Origin of the sequence: Pseudoduganella sp. RAF19 (assembly GCF_052114165.1) — a bacterium.
In the GTDB taxonomy this organism is placed as follows: Bacteria; Pseudomonadota; Gammaproteobacteria; order Burkholderiales; family Burkholderiaceae_D; genus Rugamonas.
In genome coordinates, this window is record NZ_JBFREF010000001.1 from 808,559 (window position 1) to 827,812 (window position 19,254).

A 19,254-nucleotide genomic window follows, 5' to 3' on the forward strand; every position below is an offset into this window, starting at 1 on the left:
ATCAGTTCCTTGCTAATGCCAGTTCGTGGGCCAGCGCGTTGTGATGTTCGATCACCAGCGGCAGGTCCACCGTTTGCAGCAAGCCGTCGCGGACGACGACTTTGCCATTGATAATGCTGTTCGATACATTGGACGGCGTGCAGAACACCAGCGCGGCGACCGGGTCGTGCAGTGCGCCCGCCAATCCGATTTGATCCAGTTTGAAGCTGATGATGTCGGCCGACATGCCCGGCTTCAGTGCGCCGATGTCGTCGCGGTTGAGCACTTTGGCGCCGCCCAGGGTGGCCAGTTCCAGCGCCTGGCGCGCGGTCATGGCATCCGGGCCGAAGCCGACGCGCTGCAGCAGCATGGCCTGGCGCGCTTCGCCCAGCATGTGCGCACCGTCGTTGGAGGCGCTGCCATCCACGCCCAGGCCGACGGGGACGCCCGCGTCAACCATCTTGCGGATCGGAGCGATGCCGGAAGCCAGTCGCATATTCGAGCAAGGGCAGTGCGCGACGCCGGTGCCGGTGCGGGCAAACATATTGATGCCGGCGTCGTCCAGCTGCACGCAGTGGGCGTGCCATACATCGTGGCCTACCCAGCCGCAGTCTTCAGCGTACTGGGCGGGCGTCATATTGAATTTTTCGCGGCTGTAGGCGATGTCGTTCACGTTTTCAGCCAGATGGGTGTGCAGCGAAACGCCATAGCTGCGCGCCATGTTCGCGGATTCCTTCATCAGCTGACGCGACACGGAGAAGGGCGAGCAGGGCGCCACTACCATGCGCAACATGGAATGGCGCTGGTCGTCGTGGTAAGTCTCGATCAGGCGCTGGGTATCTTTCAGGATGTCCGCTTCCTCTTCCACCACGCTGTCCGGCGGCAGGCCGCCCTTGGACTGGCCCACGCTCATCGCGCCGCGCGCCGCGTGGAAGCGCATGCCGATCTGCTGGGCCGCCTCGATGCTGTCGTCCAGGCGGCAATCGTTGGGATAGATGTACAGGTGATCGCTGCTGGTGGTACAGCCGGACAGGATCAGCTCCGCCATCGCCGTCAGCGTGGACACGTGCACCATCTCGCTGGTGAGGTTGGCCCAGAGCGGATACAGATTGGTGAGCCAGTTGAACAGCTCACCGTCCTGCGCGGCGGGAATCACGCGCGTCAGGCTTTGATACATGTGGTGATGGGTGTTCACCAGGCCAGGCAGCACCACCTGGCCGGATGCGTCGATCACCTCATCGGCTTCGCGCGGCAGATCGGACGTCGGCCCGACCTGTTCGATCACATTGCCACGCACGAAAACCGCGCCATCGACGATCTCGCGGCGCTGGTCATCCATCGTTACCAGCACGCGTGCGTTCCTGATCAAAAGCGTTTTAGTCATTACTAGTCCCTGACAAGCATTGGTTGCAGCAATTCTTCTTCTACTTCGTCGATCTCAACCTGCGGACGGTCCGGCAGCACGAGGTTGAGGAGTACGGCCACGATGGCGCTGGTGCTGATGCCGGAGCCAAAGACTTCATGCACGAAGGCGGGCAGTTTGGACAGCAGTTCCGGACGCACCGTCACGGCCAGACCGCAGCCAATGGAAACGGCGACGATCAGGCTGGTGCGCTTGTCGTGTTCCACCTTGGCCAGCATCTGCACGCCCGCGGCGATGATCATGGCGAACATCATCAGGCCAGCACCGCCCAGCACCGGCTGCGGAATCGTCACCACCAGCGCGCCGAGTACCGGCACCAGTCCGGCCAGGGCCAGCAGCACGCCGGTGAAGGCCACCACGTGACGGCTCGCTACGCCGGTCAGCGTGATTACGCCGACGTTCTGGGCGAAGGTCGATACCGGAGGGCTGGACAGCAGGGCCGCAAACGCCGAACCCACGCCATCGCACAGCATGCCGCGGCACAGGGTCTTGCCACGAATCTTGGTCTGCGTGGCATTCCCGAGCGCCATGAAGGTGCCTGTCGTCTCAACCATGGTCACGACAAACGCCAGCGCCATGGCGACGATGCCGGACGCGGGGAAGGTCATGCCGAAGTGCAGTGGCTGGGGCAGGGCGAACACCTCCGCCCTGGTCACCGGCGTAAAGTCCACCAGGCCCAGACCGATGCAAACCAGATAGCCGACGAACATGCTGATCACGATGGCAGCGGCGGAAATCATGCCTTTGCCGAATTGGACCAGCAGGATCACGCCCACCAGCACGAACAAGGCAATGCCCAGGCTGGTCGGATCGCCGTACAGCGGACCCGCATTACGGCCACCTGCTGCCCAGTCGATGGCAACCGGCACCAGCGTCAGGCCGATCATGGTCACCACCACCGCCGTCACCGCTTCCGGGAACAGCTTGCGGATTTGCGGCATGAAGCAGCTGCCGACGATCATCACGGCCGAACCTGCCAGCGCGGAGCCCATGATGCCGGGGACGCCGTGTTCCAGTCCCACGCTGATGGCCGCGCCCACGAAGGCGAAGCTGGTGCCCATTACGCAGGGCAGGCGGATGCCGATCGGGCCGATGCCTTTGCACTGGATGATGGTGACGATGCCGGAACCCAGCAGCGCCGCGTTCACCAGCGCGACCATCTGGTCCGCCGGCAGTTTCAATACTGCGCCGATCACGAGGGGCACCGCAATGATGCCTCCCAAAGCTGCCAACAGATGCTGCAAGGCGAGGATGCCGCTGGTGATCAGCGGTGGACGGTCCTCCACCTGGTAAAGCAGATTGTTCATGCTGCCTCCGTGAGATTTGGTCAGCCTGCGATGTAGATGGTTTTGAACAGGAATATGCCGGCGACGCCCCACAGGGTGACGCTGACTTCGCGGTATTTGCCGGTCAGGAGTTTCAGGCCGGCATAGCTGATGAAGCCCAGCGCCAGACCATTGGCGATGGAGTAGGTGAAGGGCATGACCAGCGCAGTTACCACGGCGGGAATGCTTTCGGTGGTTTCGGACCAGTTGACTTCAGCCAGTTCGCGCAGCATCAGGCAGGCCACGAAGAACAGGGCGGGAGCGGTGGCGTAGCTCGGCACCACGCCGGCCAGCGGCGCGAAGAACAGGGCCAGCAGGAACATGGCGGCCACGGTGACGGCGGTCAGGCCGGTACGGCCGCCTGCCTGCACGCCGGCGGCGCTTTCGATGTAGGCGGTGGTGCTGGAGGTACCCATCACGGCGCCGGCCATGATGGCGCCGGAATCGGCCAGCAGGGCTTTGTTCATCGAAGGAGGCACTTTGCCGTCTTTCATCAGGCCGGCGCGCTGGGCGACGCCCATCAGGGTGCCGGTGGCGTCAAACAGTTCGACCAGGAAGAACACCATCACCACGTTGAACAGGCCGTGGGCGGCGGCGCCGACGATGTCCAGTTTCAGCGCGGTCGCTTCAATGGAAGGTGGCGGCGAAACAATGCCGTGGAACTGGTTACCGCCAAAGAAGAAGCTCAGCACCGTCACGGCCATGATGCCGATCAGCAGGGCGCCGGTGACGCGCAGGCGGTCCAGGGCCACGATGATGAGGAAGCCGATGATCGCCAGCACCGGGGCTGGTTTATGCAGATCGCCCATGGTGACGAAGGTGGCCGGGCTGGACACCACAATGCCCGCATTCTTCAGCGAGATCAGCGCCAGGAACAAGCCCACGCCTGCCGGGATGGCGATGCGCAGCGATGGCGGGATCGCATTCATGATTTTTTCGCGGATGCGCAGCAGGCTGACGATCATGAAGCAGCAACCGGAAATGAACACGGCGCCCAGTGCCGCTTCCCATGGATAGCCCATGCCGTGCACCACGCCGTAAGCGAAGTATGCGTTCAAGCCCATGCCGGGCGCCAGACCAATCGGATAATTGGCGTACAAGCCCATGATGAGGGTGCCAACGGCGGCTGCCACGCAGGTCGCCACAAAGACGGCGTCTTTGGGCATGCCGGCATCACCGAGGATGGAGGGGTTGACGAAGATGATGTAGGCCATCGTCAGGAAGGTGGTAATGCCGGCCAGCACCTCGGTACGCACGTTTGTCCCGTGCGCGCCGAGCTTGAAGTATTGTTCCAGGAAGTTCATTTAGGTTGTCTCCGTTTAGTTTTTATCGCCCGAAATTCCGCCTCTTTGGGCAGACAAATATGGCGCGCTGCTGATACCTTGTTATCAATATCGTCGATGGCCTCCCTCTCAGCTTGCTTGCTGGGACATATCGTTTATCGGCTTTTCCGTATAGTCCCCGCGTGCACGCCGGGGACCCGGCTTGAAGTGGCGCAGGAAATCGAGCAGGATGCGCGCCGCCACGTCGGCGTCGTCGTCCGTCATGATCTCCAGCGGGTTGTGGCTGATGCCGCCGTTGCCGCAGCGCGAGAACAGCATGGCGACGTCGGTCACGCGCGACATCAGCATGGCGTCGTGCCCGGCGCCGGAGGCGAGTTGGAAGACCGGTACGCCCGCACGTTCGGTGGCGGCAGCCAGCTGCTGCATCAGCCACGGTGCGCAAGGTGCGCAATTGGCCGAAACGGTTTGCTCGACCGTGACGCTGATGTGGCGTGATTGACACACTTTCTCGATCTGGGCCAGGATATCGGCCACCGCGGCGTCACGCGCGGCGTCATTGGCGGCGCGGATATCCAGCGATAGCGTGCAGGCGCCGGGGATCACATTGGTGGAGCCGTTCGGCACTTGCAGCTGGCCGACGGTGCCGACCAGGGCGGAATCCTGGTCCTGGGCGCAGCGCTGTTCCACATAGAGGGTGATCTCTGCGGCAGCGACAGCGGCGTCCTTGCGCATGGCCATCGGCGTGGTGCCGGCGTGGCTGGCGACGCCTTTGAGCTCCACCAGATAGCGTTTGCTGCCCGCAATGGAGGTCACCACACCAACCGGCAGGCCGCGCTCAAGCAATACCGGGCCTTGTTCGATATGCAGTTCCACATAGCCCAGCAGATCAGCCGAATCGCGTGCGATGGCGGCGATGCTGTTGGGGTCCTGGCCCGCAGCGGCCATCACTTCGCGCAGCGCGACGCCATCGCGGTCCTTCAACTCCAGCAGGCGCGGATCGAACTGGCCGATGACGGCGCTGCTGCCGAGGAAGGTGCTCTTGAAGCGCACGCCTTCCTCTTCGGAGAAGGCGATCACCTCGAAGTGGAAGGGCAGCGTTTCGCCGTACTGGTGCAGCTGTTTGACGACGGCGATGGCGGTGAGGATGCCCTGGCGGCCGTCGTATTTGCCGCCATTGCGCACCGTGTCGTAATGCGAGCCGGTGAGCAGGGTGCGCGCCTGCGGATCGGTCGACAGGTAGCGGCCCACGACATTCCCGACCGCGTCGATGTGGACATGCATGCCCGCTTCGCTCATCCACTGCGCCAGCTGATTGGCGGTGGCGCGATGGGTGGGGGTCATATAAGTGCAGGTCAGGCCTTGCTCGTCTTCGCTCAGGGCGCCGATCTGTTCGGCCCACTGCATGATGGCCTGCCCCATGGCGGGCGTGTGCTGCAGCAGGGCGTTCAGGCGCATTTCGGCGATGCGGTGAATCTGGCGCAGCGCTTCGCGGTGTTCGTCCTCCAGCTGGTTGCGCAGGCGGCGGCGCACGGTGGCGATGATGGCCTGGCGGGTGAGGCCTTTGCCGTCGGCGCCCTTCACCGCAACGATGAAGGGGAAGCCGAATTTGCTGTTGTAGGCGGCGTTCAGTTCCTGGATGGCCGCGAATTCTTCGGGGCTGCAGTGATTCAGGCCGGCGCTGGCTTGTTCGCCGGTGGATTCGGGCGTCAGTTCGCCCGCTACGGCGGCCTTGCCTGCCAATTCCGGGTGAGCGCGGATCAGGCCCAGTTGTTCTTCGTGCGCAGCCTCCGTTACCACTTGCTGCAGGCCGAGTTTCAACGCATCGACGCTGCGGAAGGGGCGCAGCGCGGCAGCGCGCTTGGGGATCCACGGGGAGTGTTCATACAGGCCATGCAGGATATCGGCAAATGCGCCAGCGTCGCAGGTGTTCAGTTGCTTCAGGCTCGTCATCGTGCAATCGGGCCACCGCCGGGCGGCCCGCTCCAAAAAGGTTGATCTGGTGTTATGGCAATTTGATAATAGGGGCGCAGCAGGCCGGAGATATAGCGCTGCGCCGATACCGGCTAATGGCCAGGCCGATATCTACTTGGCCAGCAGGCGCGCGGCGGCGCTGACCTGGGCGCGCAGCCATTTGTGTTCCGTCCCGTGCTGGGAGCGCTCGTGCCACAGCTGGTAGAAGCGCAGCGGCGGAAAGTCCACCGGCACCTTGTAGGATTTCAGCCCCAGCAAATTTTCGTAAAAACTGGCGAACTGCTGGCCTGCCGTCAGCACCAGGTCCGTTTGCGCTACGACGTAGGGCAGCATGCGGAAGTGTGCCGATTCCACCACGATATTGCGCTGAAGATTCTGTCCCTCCAGGAAGGAGTCGATACTGCCGTGGTAACCGGGCAGGATCTGGGCCGGTGCTACTTGCGGCAGGGTGAGGAAATCGTCGGTGGTCATGCCATCGCGCGCGGTGCGGCGCGCGTAGGCGCAATTGGCGCGCATCAGGCAGACGATGGGATCGTCGAACAGCTTGGAGAGGTGCAGGTGCTGCGGCGGCTCATCCCAGTTGCCGACCACCAGATCCAGTTCGCCATCGGACAGCAGGCGCACATAATCGACGTCCGGCACCAGGGAGTGAATCACCAGCCGGCTCTTGGGCGATTCGCGGCGCAGGCGCGCGATCACCTCGGTGAAGAACTGGGTATTCATATAGTCCGGCGCGGCGATGTGGAAGGTGCGCGCCTGTTCCAGGGGCACAAAAGCGGTCTTGGGCGTGAACAGGCTTTCGGCTTCGTCCAGCACGCGCTTGGCGGTCTTCATCAGACTCTCGCCGTGCTGGGTGGGTACCATGCCCCGTCCGCCCCGTACCAGCAGCGGATCGCCGGTCAGCTCGCGCAGCTTGCGCAGGGAGCCGGAAATGGAGGGCTGCGGCTGATTCAGCTTCAGCGCCACGCGCGACACGCTCTTTTCGCACAGCAGCAAGTACAAGATGCGAATGAGGTGGATATCTAAGTGGTCCGGCAATCTGGACATCATGGTCTCCCGATATTAGTTATTTACCTTTATAGATGACAGGGTCGCATTAACCGAGGCCCCGGTATATATGTTTTCGGCTATGCGAGTTATATGTGCAACGAAAAGATAGGGGCGCTCATAGCCGATATCGTTTCACCAAGTTGACGGCGGGAGCGTTCCTTTGCCGTCGCGGTCGTAGCGGCGGCAGTACAACGACCGTTTCTGAGGTGAAACTCCTCGATCATCTGAAGTGCCCGCCAGAGGCAGATGAACAGACTAATTGGAAAAATCATGGAGACATTATTCGGTTCCTACGGGGTGGAGTGGCTGAACCTGCTGGTTCGCTGGCTGCACCTGATCACGGGTATTGCGTGGATCGGCGCATCGTTTTATTTCGTCTGGCTGGACAATTCGATCCGGCCGCCCAAGCCTGGCAGTCCGCTGGCCAAGAAAGGCGTGATGGGCGAACTGTGGGCGGTGCACGGCGGCGGCTTCTACAATCCGCAAAAATACCTGGTCGCGCCGGACGAACTGCCGGAAGACCTGCACTGGTTCAAATGGGAGGCCTATGCCACCTGGCTGAGCGGCTTTGCCATGCTATTCATCGTCTACTACTTCAATGCGTCGGCGATGATGATCGATAAGAATGTGGCCGACCTGAGCTCCCTGCAAGCAGTGGGCGTGGGCATTGGCACGCTGCTTGGCGGCTGGCTGGTGTACGACACCTTGTGCAAAACACCGCTGGCGGAAAAACCCGCGGTACTCGGTTCGGTGCTGTTCCTGCTGATCGTGGCCGCGGCTTATGTGCTGACCCACACCTTGAGCGGCCGGGCTGCCTACATTCACGTCGGCGCCATGATGGGCACCATGATGGTCGGTAACGTGCTGTTCGTGATCATTCCTGGCCAGCGCAAGCTGGTGGATGCGATGGAAAAGGGCCAGTCGCCTGATCCGATCTATGGCAAGCGCGCCAAGGTGCGCTCGGTCCACAACAATTACTTCACCTTGCCTGTGCTGCTGATCATGATCAGCAACCACTACGCGATGACCTACAGCCATGCATACAGCTGGCTGGTGCTGGCCGCCATCATGGCTGCCGGTGTGCTGATCCGCCACTTCTTCAATCTGCGTCATGCGGGCAAGGTATCGCCGGCTTATCCGATCGCTGGAGTTGCCCTGCTGATTGGCGTGGCGGTGGCGATTGCACCGGCGCCTCGCAAGGCGGTAGCAGCGCCCGCCGTTGCTGCCGCTGCGGTTAGCGCTGATGCGGCAGATGGCGCCGCGCCTGCTGCTGCTGCTTCCGCTGCCGCCCCGGCTGGCGAGGCCAGTCTGGCGACCGTGCATCACGTGGTGTCCGAACGTTGCGTGGCCTGTCACTCGGCGACGCCGACCCAGGCGGGATTTGCCTCCGCGCCGGGCGGTGTGATGCTCGATAACGAAGACCAGATCAAGCAGCACGCCGCCAAGATCTACCAGCGCGCCGTGCAGAACAAGGATATGCCGCTGGCGAACATGACGCATATGACTGACGCCGAGCGTCAGCTGATCGGCGCATGGTACGAATCCAGCGCGAACTGAGAGGAATTGAAATGAGCAATGTCACTATCGATGGATTCAATCTCACCGCCGAACAGGTGCTGGCGGTCGCGCGCAGCGGCGCAAAAGTGGAACTGTCCGCCACCTCACGCGCTGCATTAAAGGAAAGCCGCGACTACATCGAATCGACCTGGATGCACGATGAAGCGCCGATGATGTACAGCTTTAACACCGGCGTCGGCCTGCTGAAGGACACCCGCATCAAGGTGGAGCATATTGAACTGTTCCAGACGCAGCTGATCAAGGCCCACAGCGGCGGCATCGGCGAACCGTTTTCGGAAGAGGTGAGCCGCGCCACCATGCTGTTGCGCGCCAATGCCTTCGCCAGCAATTTCTCGGCGCCGCGCGTGGAAGTGGTGGACCGCCTGCTGGCCTTCATCAACGCCGGCATCCATCCGATCATGCCGCAAAAAGGCTCGGTTGGCGCATCGGGCGACCTGGCGCCGCTGGCCTATCTGGCGGCCGCCATCGCCGGTTTCGATGAAGCGGAAGTGATGTACAAAGGTGCCCGCATGCCGGCCGCAGAGGCGATTACCCGCGCTGAAGTCGGTCCCGTCAAATTCGATCTCAAGGCCAAGGATGCATCGGCCCTGATCAATGGCTGCACCGCTTCGCTGGCAGTGGCGGTACTGGCGGCAAAGGACGCGCGCGACCTGCTGACGGATGCCTGCCTGTCGCTGGGGCTGACGCTGGAGGCGATGCGCGCCGAGATGTCGGCCTTCGATCCACGTATCCAGCAGGCGCGTCCGCACCCAGGCCAGATCAAGACTGCAGCCGTGGTGCGCAAGCTGCTGAAGGGCTCCACCCGCACCACACATGAAGCTCGCGCCGTGCAGTTCCCTGACGAATTGCGCCGCACTGATATTCCCTACACGCCGCGCATCCAGGATGTGTATTCGCTGCGCTGCACGCCGCAAGTCTACGGCCCGGTGTTCGATGCGCTGGACTACATCGACACCATCGTGAAGAACGAGATCAATTCGGCCACCGACAACCCGCTGATCTTCGGCAAGGACGGCGGCGGGTTCGAGATCATCTCGGGCGGTAACTTCCACGGCCAGTATCTGGCGCAGGCGATGGATTTGCTGGCAATGGCGATTACGGACCTGGGCAGCATCTGCGAGCGCCGCGTTGCACGCCTGATCGATCCGACACTGTCATGGGGCTTGCCGCGCAATCTGATGTCCGGCCTGCGTGGGGTGAATACCGGGTATCCGGTGGTGCAATGTTCGCTGAGTTCCCTGGTGATGGAGAACCGCACCCTGTCCATGCCGGGCAGTGTGGACTCCATTCCGTCCAAGGCCAATAGCGAAGACCATATCTCCAACTCGACCTGGTGCGCGCGCAAGGCCCACACCGTAGTGCAGAACACGCAGTACATCGTGGGTGTGGAGATGCTGCTGGCAGCGCAGGCGCTGACCATGACCGAAGGCCTGCTGCCGGGCTTCAAGCTGGGCGAAGGTACGCAAGCGGCTTATGACGAGATCCGCAAGCAGATCCCGGCCTGCATGGACGGCGACCGCTGGTTCCACAACGACATCCAGGTGGCGCACAGCTTCGTCACCAGCGGTTCGGTGCGGGAGGCAGTGACAGCAAAAGTAGGCGAGTTCGTATAAAAGCAAACGGCCCGCGAGGGCCGTTTTTCTTAGAAGTGGTATTCCGCGCGTATCATCGGCGTCCTTGCCGTGCTGCCTGGGATGTTGTGCGGGGTGCTGAACTTGTTGCGCCAGTATTGGTACTCGAAGCCGACCTTGAAGGTGTTAGGCTTGGCGCCGAGGTGCGGGCTTACGTCGTACATGATTTGCGCGTCGATATTCACTTCGGGCGAAGTGGTGCCGCCGAATTCATCGATGCCTTTGCGGCCAATCCAGTTGCCGTAGCCTTCGAAGCTGAAGCCGTGGCCGAGCGGGATGCCCCAGGCAGTGCTCAGCATCGGACGCGTATCGTAGGAATAGCGCTTGGCCACGCCCAGCGGCTGGTTGCTTTCCCAAACCGCATACAGGCTCACGTTCAAGAAGCCCGGCACGTCCATCATCAGGGTCGGGCCCAGCACCACCATGCGCTTGCGCGAGTTGTAGGTGTCGTCGTTCTTGGCGTTCCAGTCGAAGCCCGCGGTGATGCCGACGCCGCGCACGGGGCCGAACTTCAATTCCTTCCTGGTGATCTTGCCGATGTCCAGTGTGTGGCGATACAACACATAGGCTTCATGCGCGTTGTTGTCGGTGCCGTCCGAGGTCAGGAAATCGACGTTCATGTAATTGCCGCCGTACTTGTAGCCGTCGGCATAGGTCCAGCTCACGATGTGCTTCTTGATGTCGTTCGGGTTATACGGCTCGGCGAATTTCGTGCCATAGCGGTAACCGATCGACGTATCGCTCCAATCCGCAGCGCTGGCTTGCTGCGTGCCCAGGGCCGCGAGGGCCAGAACAGCTAATTGCTTGTACATCGTGTGTCTCCTCTTTATTTATATGGAGTCTTGATTATGTCGACGCAGCTCATGATTGATATTCGCCGTGGTGAATATTTCGCAATGGCCAGCCGTATAAGATCGATCTCACTTATAAAGGAGACCTTATGGGCAAACTGAGTACACACGTCCTGGATATCACGCAGGGCAAACCTGGTGCGGGCGTTCAGGTCAAACTGTTCCGCGTGGACGGCAATACCAAGGTGCTGTTGAAGACCGCCGTTACCAACCAGGACGGGCGCTGCGAACAGCCTTTGCTGGCGGGCGGCGAAGTCATTGCGGGCAAGTATGAGCTGGTGTTTGGCGCCGGCGATTACTTTGCGGCGCAAGGCGTCAAGCTGCCGGAGCCACGCTTCGTCGACGAAGTGATCATTGCCTTCGGCATTGCGGACACCGATGCGAACTACCACGTGCCGATCGTTGTGTCGCCATGGGCTTATTCCACTTACCGCGGCAGCTAGGACGATGTCATGTGCAATTCAATCAAAGTTTTCCGCGCCAGTCTGCTGCACTTCACGGACGATCCGGCGATCAGCGACAAAGCGCACTCCTGGCACGAAGACGGGCTGCTGGTGCTGAATGCCGGCCGTGTGGTGGCGGCAGGCGATTACGCGCTGCTGAAGGACACGCTACCGCCCGGCACGCAGGTACGCGACTACCGCGGCAAGATCATCATGCCGGGCTTTATCGACACCCACATTCATTATCCACAAACGGATATGATTGCATCGCCGGCGCCCGGTCTGTTGCCGTGGCTCGATACCTACACATTCCCGACCGAGCGCCAGTTCAGGAATCCGGAGCACGCGCGCGGCGTGGCGGATTTCTTCGTCAAGGAACTGCTCCGTTGCGGCACCACCACAGCCATGGTGTACTGCACCGTGCATCCTCAGTCGGTGGACGCTTTCTTCGGCGCGGCCGAAGCGCATAACCTGCGTATGGCGGCGGGCAAGGTGATGATGGACCGGAATTGCCCGGACTTCCTGCAGGACACGGCGGAAAGCAGCGCATGTGAAAGCGAAGAGTTGATCCGGCGCTGGCACAACAAGGGCCGCAATATGTATGCGCTTACGCCGCGTTTCGCGCCCACATCCACCGACGCGCAGCTGCAGCTGTGCGGCGAGCTGGCGCGGGCCTTCCCGACCACCTATGTGCAGACGCATGTGGCGGAAAATACCGATGAAGTGGCGTGGGTGAAGTCGCTGTTCCCGGACGCGCGCAGCTACCTGGACGTGTACGATAAATACGGCCTGCTGCGCCCACGTTCCATGTACGCCCACTGCATCTGGCTGGACAACGAGGACCGCGCACGCATGGCGGCCACCGGCGCTGCTGTGTCGATGTGCGCGACGTCCAATCTGTTCCTTGGCAGTGGCTTGTTCGATTTCGCTGCGGCTGATCGCCAGCACGTTGCGCTGTCGCTGGCGACGGATGTCGGTGGCGGCACGTCGTTCTCGATGCTGCAGGTGATGAATGAGACTTACAAGGTTGCGCGCATGGGCGGAACGTATCTGCCGGCGATGCGCATGTTCTACCTGGCGACGCTGGGCGGTGCGCGCAGCATGCAGCTGGAAGGTATCGTCGGCAATTTCGTGCCGGGCGCCGAGGCGGACTTCATCGTGATGGACCCGAAAGCCACGCCGCTGCTGGAGCGCCGCACCACGCGCACCAACAGCCTGGAGGAACTGCTGTTTGCGCTGGCCCTGCTGGGTGACGATCGCGCTATTGCTGCTACTTATGCGGCGGGCAGGCAAGTCCACCAGCGCGGCGAATAAAAACCTAAGGCGTAACCCTGGTGGCAGCCACATCGTGGCTGCCACCTGTTTTTTGCCGTGGGTTAAAAAAAACGCCGGCATTCAGCCGGCGCAAAAGAGAAAGACGGTACTAGAGGATCTACTGCGGCCAGATTTCCGCCAGGCGCAGCAGGTTAGTGCTGCCAGGCTGGCCGAACGGCGTGCCCGCTGCAATGGCAATCTGATCGCCCGGCTTCACGAACCCCTCGCGCAGCGCCGTACGGCAAGCCGCGGCCACCATTTCATCCACATTGCTGACATCCTGGCTCACGGTGCTGTGCACGCCCCAGGCCAGCGCCAGACGGCGCGCCGTTTCCGGTTTGGGGGTGATGCTGACGATCGGCGCCATCGGCCGCTCGCGTGCCGTGCGCAGGCTGCTATGGCCTGAATTCGTATAAGCCACCATGGCTTTGGCGCCCATGATGCGCGCCGCGTCGCGCATGGCGGCGCTGATGGCGTCGCCCTTGTTGGGCAGCGGAGCCTGGTGCTGGGCTTCGATCATGGCGGGATACAGCGGATCACGCTCCACTTCACAGATGATGCGGTTCATGATCGATACCGCTTGGACCGGATACGCGCCGCTGGCCGATTCGGCCGACAGCATTACAGCATCCGCGCCTTCATACACGGCGTTCGCGACGTCCGAGGCTTCGGCACGCGTCGGCACCGGTGCGTTGACCATGGATTCCAGCATCTGCGTGGCCACTACGACCGGCTTGCCATGCTTGCGGCACAGGCGCACGATGCGCTTCTGGACGCCGGGCACGCGCTCGGGTGGCAGTTCGACGCCAAGGTCACCGCGCGCCACCATGATCGCGTCGGACACGCTGACGATTTCTTCCAGTCGCTCCAGCGCTGCCGGCTTTTCCAGCTTGGACAGCACTCCGGCGCGGCCATTCACCAGTGCCTTGGCCTGCGCCACGTCTTCGGGCAGCTGCACGAAGGAGAGGGCGATCCAGTCCACGCCGAGATCCAGCGCGAATTCGAGGTCGGCCTTGTCCTTGGCGGTGAGCGCGGGGATGGGCAACACGGCATCAGGCACGTTCACGCCTTTGCGATCCGACAGCACGCCGCCCGTCACCACACGGGTGTAGATGGCGTCCGGCTCACTGCCGACCACTTCGAGGCGGATACGGCCATCGTCCAGCAGCAATGACTGGCCTGCACTGACCACCGCGAACAGCTCGGGATGCGGCAGGCAGACGCGATTCACACTTCCCGGTGCCGGGTCCTGGTCCAGGCGGAACTCTGCGCCGGCTTGCAGCGTCACCTTGCCGCCGCCGAACTGGCCGATGCGCAGCTTGGGACCTTGCAGGTCGGCCAGGATGGCGATGGGGCGGCCCAATTCCTTTTCGATGGCGCGCACGACGAGGTAGCGCGCGTGGTGGTCGGCATGGCTGCCATGGCTGAAGTTGAAGCGGAACACGTCGGCGCCCGCTTCGAACAGCGCCTTGATGGTGGCGCGGTCATTGCTGGCCGGGCCGAGGGTTGCAACGATTTTGGCTTTGCGTTCTCTGCGCATGTTTTGCGGTCTTTCTTTTACAGGATCAGGATGGCGCGGAAATCATTCACATTGGTGCGGGTCGGGCCGCTGACCACGAGGTCATCCAGCGCGCTGAAGAAGCTGTAGGCATCGTTGTCGGCCAGCAGGTGCTTGCCGTTCACGCCTTTCGCTGCGGCGCGCGCCAGCGAGTCCGGTGCATACACAGCGCCCGCGTTGTCTTCCGAGCCGTCGATGCCGTCGGTGTCGCAGGCAATGGCGTGCACATTGTTTGCGCCTTCCATGGCCAGAGCAAAGCTGAGCAGGAATTCCACGTTACGGCCGCCGCGTCCTTCGCCGCGCACGGTGACAGTGGTTTCGCCGCCGGACAGGATGACGCATGGACGCTGGAAGGGCTGGCCGTGGGCGACAACCTGGCGGGCCATGGCGGCGTGCATCAAGCCGATGTCGCGCGCTTCGCCTTCAATGCCGTCTGACAGGATGTAGGGTGTGATGCCTGCGCTGCGCGCCTTGGCGGCGGCGGCCTCCAGTGCATACTGCGCGGTAGCGATCACGTGATGTGTATGGCCTGCAAAGCGTGGATCGCCCGGCTTTGGTGTTTCGCTGGCGGGCGATTCCAGATGTTCCTGCACGCTTTGCGGAATGCCGATGTTGTACTTGCGCAGGATGGCCAGCGCTTCGGCACTCGTGGTGGCATCGGGCAGGGTAGGGCCGCTGGCGATCACGCGCGGGTCATCGCCCGGCACGTCGGAAATCAACAGCGTGACCACGCGCGCCTTGCCGCAAGCGAGCGCCAGACGGCCGCCCTTGATTGCGGACAGGTGCTTGCGTACGCAATTCATTTCGCCGATGGTGGCGCCGCTTTTCAGCAGGGCCTTATTCATGGCCTGCTTGGTCGCCAGGGTGATGCCTTCGGCCGGCAACGCCAGAAGGGCGGAGCCGCCACCGGAGATCAGGCACAGCACCAGGTCGTTCTCGGTCAGGTCCTGCACCATTTCCAGCATGCGCGCGGCAGCCTTCTGGCCGGCGTCGTCCGGCACCGGGTGGGAGGCTTCCACCACTTCGATATGCCGGGTGTCGGCGCCATGGCCATAACGAGTTACCACCAGGCCGGACAAGGGGCCTTGCCAGCTGCGCTCCACCGCCTGCGCCATCGCGGCCGCACCTTTGCCTGCGCCGATCACGAGAGTCTTGCCGTTCGCAGGCGGCGTTGGCAGGAAATCCTGCACCAGGTTGCGCGGATGAACCGCGCCAATTGCTGCGTCGTAAAGGTCCAGCAGGAGCTGGCGAGGTTGTGGCGCGGTCATGGTGTTCAGCCTTGTGCGATTTTGTGGTTGGACATCAGCTCGACCGCCTGGCACAGCGCCGAGTGATCGAGGCCGGATAGTCCGTTGGCCGCGCAGGCGTTCATCAGTTCCTGCGTGGCCGAGGTGTTCGGCAACGACACGCCCAGGGCCTTGGCGCCTTGAAGGGCCAGGTTCAGGTCCTTCTGATGCAGGGCGATGCGGAAGCCAGGGTTGAAGGTGCGCTTCACCATGCGCTCGCCATGCACTTCCAGAATGCGCGAGGAAGCAAAGCCGCCCATCAGCGCTTCACGCACCTTGGCAGGATCGGCTCCCGCCTTGGATGCGAACAGCAGGGCTTCGGCTACAGCCTGGATGTTCAGCGCCACGATGATCTGGTTGGCGACCTTGGTGGTCTGGCCATCGCCATTGCCGCCCACCAGGGTGATGTTCTTGCCCATCAGGTCAAACAGCGGCTTGACGGTGTCGAAGGCTTCCTGCGGACCGCCGACCATGATGGTCAGCGAGGCCGCCTTGGCGCCCACTTCGCCGCCGGACACCGGAGCGTCCAGGTAGGCGCAGCTTTTCTTGTTGATCTTCTTGGCGAATTCCTTGGTGGCGATCGGCGAGATGGAGCTCATGTCCACCACGATCTTGCCGGCGGTGAGGCCGGCCGCGATGCCGTCTTCCGAGAACAGCACTTCTTCCACCTGCGGGGTGTCCGGCACCATCAGGAAGATGATGTCGGCGCGCTTGGCCACTTCCATGGCGGAGGTGCAGACGGTAGCACCGCTTTCCACCAGGTTGGCTGGCGGGTTCTTTACGTCGTGCAGATACAGTTTGTGGCCGGCAGCTTGCAGGTGTCCTGCCATTGGGCCGCCCATGATGCCAAGGCCGATGAATCCGAGTTTTTGCATGATTGGTCTCCTTATCGTGTTGGTGTTTTATGCTGCCAGTGCTTCGCGCCAGCCCAGGCCTTCCGCCGTGGTGGCCTTGGGCTTGTATTCGCAGCCCACCCAGCCGTCGTAGCCGATTTCGTCGAGGAAGTTCAGCAGGTAGCGGTAGTTGATCTCACCCGTGCCCGGCTCAAAGCGGCCCGGATTGTCGGCCAGCTGGATATGCTTGATGACGGATTTGTGGTTCTTGATCGTGTTGGCCAGTTCACCTTCCATGCGCTGCATGTGATAGATGTCGTACTGCAGGAACAGGTTGTCCGAGCCCACTTGCTCGATCAGCTCCAGGCCCTGGCGGGTGCCGGACAGGAAGAAGCCCGGGATGTCGTAGGTGTTGATCGGTTCAATCAGCAGCGGTACGCCGGCTTTCTTCAGCGCGTCAGCGGCAAACTTAAGATTGCGCACCAGCGTTTCCTGGGCTGCGCTGCGCTCCACTTTTTGCGGCTGGATGCCGACCAGGCAGTTGATGCGCTGCGTGCCCAGCACCTTGGCATAGCGCACAGCCGAAGCCACGCCTTCTTCGAATTCTTCGACGCGGTCGGGATGGCAGGCGATACCGCGTTCGCCGGCTTCCCAGCGGCCGGCCGGCAGGTTGTGCAGCACCATCTCCAGTTTGTACTGCTGCAGTTTTTCCTGGATCTGTTCCGGTTCGAAGACGTAGGGGAAGAGGAACTCGACACCTTTGAATCCGTTATCGGCGGCTGCAGCGAAGCGGTCCAGGAAGGGCACATCGTTGTACAGCATGGTCAGGTTGGCGGCGTATTTAGGCATTTGCAGTCTCCTTTATGCTGCGTCGATGACGTCGTTGAATTCATTGATGGCGTTGATTTCAGTGCCCATGGCGATATTGGTCACGCGCTCCAGGATCACTTCCACTACAACGGGAACGCTGAACTGAGCCATCAATTCGCGCGCTTTTTCGAAAGCGGGGATGATGTCGTCCGGTTTGTGCACGCGGATCGCCTTGCAGCCCAGGCCTTCCACCACGGCCACGTGGTCCACGCCGTAGCCATTCAGTTCCGGCGCGTTCACGTTTTCGAAGGACAGCTGCACGCAGAAGTCCATATCGAAGCCGCGCTGCGACTGGCGGATCAGGCCCAGATAGGAGTTATTCACCAGCACGTGGATGTAAGGCAGCTTGAATTGCGCGCCCACAGCCAGTTCTTCGATCAGGAACTGGAAATCGTAGTCGCCCGAAATCGCCACGATGTCGGTGGTCGGGTCGGAAGCACGCACGCCCAGCGCAGCGGGAATGGTCCAGCCCAGCGGACCGGCCTGGCCGCAGTTGATCCAGTTGCGCGGCTGATAGACGTGCAGGAACTGCGCGGCGGCGATCTGCGACAGGCCGATGGCGGACACGTAGCGCGTATTGCGGCCGAAATATTTGTTCATCTCTTCGTACACGCGCAGCGGCTTGACCGGGACATTGTCATAGCCGGTCTTGCGCAGCATGGTGCGCTTGCGGTGCTGGCACTGCGCCACCCAGCCGCTGCGGTCGCGCAGCTTGCCGGCGGCTTTCCATTCCTTGGCGACTTCGACGAACAGCTCCAGCGCATAGCCGGCGTCGGACACGATGCCCAGGTCCGGGCCGAACACGCGGCCGATCTGGGTTGGTTCGATATCCACGTGAACAAAGGTGCGGCCTTCGGTGAACACATCGACGGAGCCGGTGTGGCGGTTGGCCCAGCGGTTACCGATGCCGATGATGAAGTCCGACGCCAGCACGGTGGCGTTGCCGTAGCGGTGGCTGGTCTGCAATCCCGCCATACCCGCCATCAGTTCGTGGTCATCGGGAATGGTGCCCCAGCCCATCAGAGTCGGGATCACTGGCACGTTGACGATCTCGGCGAACTCCTGCAGCAGGGCCGAAGCGTTGGCGTTGATGATGCCGCCGCCCGCGGTGATCAGCGGATGCTCGGAATCGTTCATCATTTCCAGCGCCTTCTCGACCTGGGCGCGCGAGGCGCGCGGCTTGAACGCGTCCAGCGGTGTGTAAGTCTCAGGATCGAATTCGATCTGCGCCATCATCACGTCGAAGGGCAGGTCGATCAGCACCGGACCCGGACGGCCGGAGCGCATCAAATGGAAGGCTTGCTGGAATACGCGCGGCACCTGGGCCGGTTCCAGCACGGTGGTGGCCATCTTGGTGACGGTCTTGGCGATGGCGGCGATGTCCACGGCCTGGAAGTCTTCCTTGTGCAGACGGGCACGCGGCGCCTGGCCGGTGATGCACAGGATCGGAATCGAATCGGCTTGTGCGGAGTAGAGGCCGGTGATCATGTCGGTGCCGGCCGGACCGGAGGTGCCGATGCACACGCCGATATTGCCGGGCGCGGCGCGGGTGTAGCCCTCCGCCATGTGGGATGCGCCCTCAACGTGCCGGCCCAGGATGTGCTTGATCTTGCCGACCTTCTTCAGTGCCGCGTACAGCGGATTGATGGCAGCGCCGGGCACGCCGAAGGCAACGGAAATGCCTTCCTTCTGCAGAACGTGAACAGCTGCTTCAGCTGCTGTCATCTTTGCCATGGTTATCTCCTCGTCTCTGTGAGTACTGCGTGTTATTGATGATTTGTATGCTATAGACCTTCCTTCACCTTGATAAGACAACAAAAAATCGGTTTATTCGATACTCTGAGTATGGAATAATCAAA

At 62.1% G+C, this 19,254-nt stretch carries 15 protein-coding genes; 4 read left to right on the forward strand and 11 right to left on the reverse strand.

The features are described from left to right. Window position 1: 1 nt before the first annotated feature. From AB4Z19_RS03860 to AB4Z19_RS03880, 5 genes are all read right to left on the reverse strand, one after another. Window positions 2-1,363, reverse strand: a complete 1,362-nt coding sequence (locus tag AB4Z19_RS03860) for an 8-oxoguanine deaminase (protein ID WP_442034328.1) — start codon at window positions 1,361-1,363, stop codon at window positions 2-4. A gap of 2 nt (window positions 1,364-1,365) precedes the next feature. Next, window positions 1,366-2,709: a nucleobase:cation symporter-2 family protein gene (locus AB4Z19_RS03865; protein ID WP_442026777.1), complete on the reverse strand. Its 1,344-nt coding sequence runs from the start codon at window positions 2,707-2,709 to the stop codon at window positions 1,366-1,368. Between the two features lie 20 nt (window positions 2,710-2,729). Next, window positions 2,730-4,031: an NCS2 family permease gene (locus AB4Z19_RS03870; RefSeq protein WP_442034330.1), complete on the reverse strand. Its 1,302-nt coding sequence runs from the start codon at window positions 4,029-4,031 to the stop codon at window positions 2,730-2,732. 108 nt (window positions 4,032-4,139) lie between these two features. Next, the gene (locus tag AB4Z19_RS03875; protein WP_442026780.1) at window positions 4,140-5,960 is read right to left on the reverse strand and encodes an allantoate amidohydrolase; all 1,821 of its coding nucleotides are present in this window, start codon (window positions 5,958-5,960) and stop codon (window positions 4,140-4,142) included. A gap of 132 nt (window positions 5,961-6,092) precedes the next feature. Continuing rightward, a complete protein-coding gene (locus AB4Z19_RS03880) occupies window positions 6,093-7,028 on the reverse strand; it encodes a LysR substrate-binding domain-containing protein (protein WP_442027225.1) in 936 nt (311 codons plus the stop codon). 273 nt (window positions 7,029-7,301) lie between these two features. On the opposite strand from AB4Z19_RS03880, the gene AB4Z19_RS03885 reads away from it, so the two are divergent. Both AB4Z19_RS03885 and AB4Z19_RS03890 read left to right on the forward strand, forming a co-directional pair. Then, complete coding sequence (locus tag AB4Z19_RS03885) at window positions 7,302-8,588, forward strand: urate hydroxylase PuuD (protein ID WP_442034332.1); 1,287 nt, start codon at window positions 7,302-7,304, stop codon at window positions 8,586-8,588. Window positions 8,589-8,599: 11 nt separating this feature from the next. Continuing rightward, the gene (locus AB4Z19_RS03890; RefSeq protein ID WP_442027221.1) at window positions 8,600-10,222 is read left to right on the forward strand and encodes an HAL/PAL/TAL family ammonia-lyase; all 1,623 of its coding nucleotides are present in this window, start codon (window positions 8,600-8,602) and stop codon (window positions 10,220-10,222) included. Window positions 10,223-10,251: 29 nt separating this feature from the next. Here the strand turns inward: AB4Z19_RS03890 and AB4Z19_RS03895 are convergent, their stop codons facing one another. Further along, entirely contained in the window at window positions 10,252-11,052 is an 801-nt protein-coding gene (locus AB4Z19_RS03895) for an outer envelope protein (RefSeq protein WP_442027220.1), read from the reverse strand. Window positions 11,053-11,180: 128 nt separating this feature from the next. Between AB4Z19_RS03895 and uraH the strand changes: the two genes are divergently transcribed. After that, complete coding sequence (uraH, locus tag AB4Z19_RS03900) at window positions 11,181-11,534, forward strand: hydroxyisourate hydrolase (RefSeq protein WP_442027218.1); 354 nt, start codon at window positions 11,181-11,183, stop codon at window positions 11,532-11,534. A gap of 9 nt (window positions 11,535-11,543) precedes the next feature. Next, window positions 11,544-12,848, forward strand: a complete 1,305-nt coding sequence (gene guaD / locus AB4Z19_RS03905) for a guanine deaminase (RefSeq protein ID WP_442034334.1) — start codon at window positions 11,544-11,546, stop codon at window positions 12,846-12,848. Window positions 12,849-12,966: 118 nt separating this feature from the next. Here the strand turns inward: guaD and pyk are convergent, their stop codons facing one another. From pyk to gcl, 5 genes are read right to left on the reverse strand one after another with little or no spacing between them, the layout of a single operon-like run. Beyond that, window positions 12,967-14,388 (reverse strand): pyruvate kinase, encoded by a 1,422-nt coding sequence (pyk, locus tag AB4Z19_RS03910; protein ID WP_442027859.1) that lies wholly within the window; start codon window positions 14,386-14,388, stop codon window positions 12,967-12,969. A gap of 17 nt (window positions 14,389-14,405) precedes the next feature. Continuing rightward, window positions 14,406-15,674: a glycerate kinase type-2 family protein gene (locus tag AB4Z19_RS03915; RefSeq protein WP_442027857.1), complete on the reverse strand. Its 1,269-nt coding sequence runs from the start codon at window positions 15,672-15,674 to the stop codon at window positions 14,406-14,408. Between the two features lie 5 nt (window positions 15,675-15,679). Continuing rightward, a complete protein-coding gene (glxR, locus tag AB4Z19_RS03920) occupies window positions 15,680-16,567 on the reverse strand; it encodes a 2-hydroxy-3-oxopropionate reductase (RefSeq protein WP_442027856.1) in 888 nt (295 codons plus the stop codon). Between the two features lie 27 nt (window positions 16,568-16,594). Beyond that, window positions 16,595-17,374, reverse strand: a complete 780-nt coding sequence (gene hyi / locus AB4Z19_RS03925) for a hydroxypyruvate isomerase (RefSeq protein ID WP_442027855.1) — start codon at window positions 17,372-17,374, stop codon at window positions 16,595-16,597. A gap of 12 nt (window positions 17,375-17,386) precedes the next feature. After that, window positions 17,387-19,129: a glyoxylate carboligase gene (gene gcl, locus AB4Z19_RS03930; protein ID WP_442034336.1), complete on the reverse strand. Its 1,743-nt coding sequence runs from the start codon at window positions 19,127-19,129 to the stop codon at window positions 17,387-17,389. Between the last annotated feature and the right edge of the window lie 125 nt (window positions 19,130-19,254).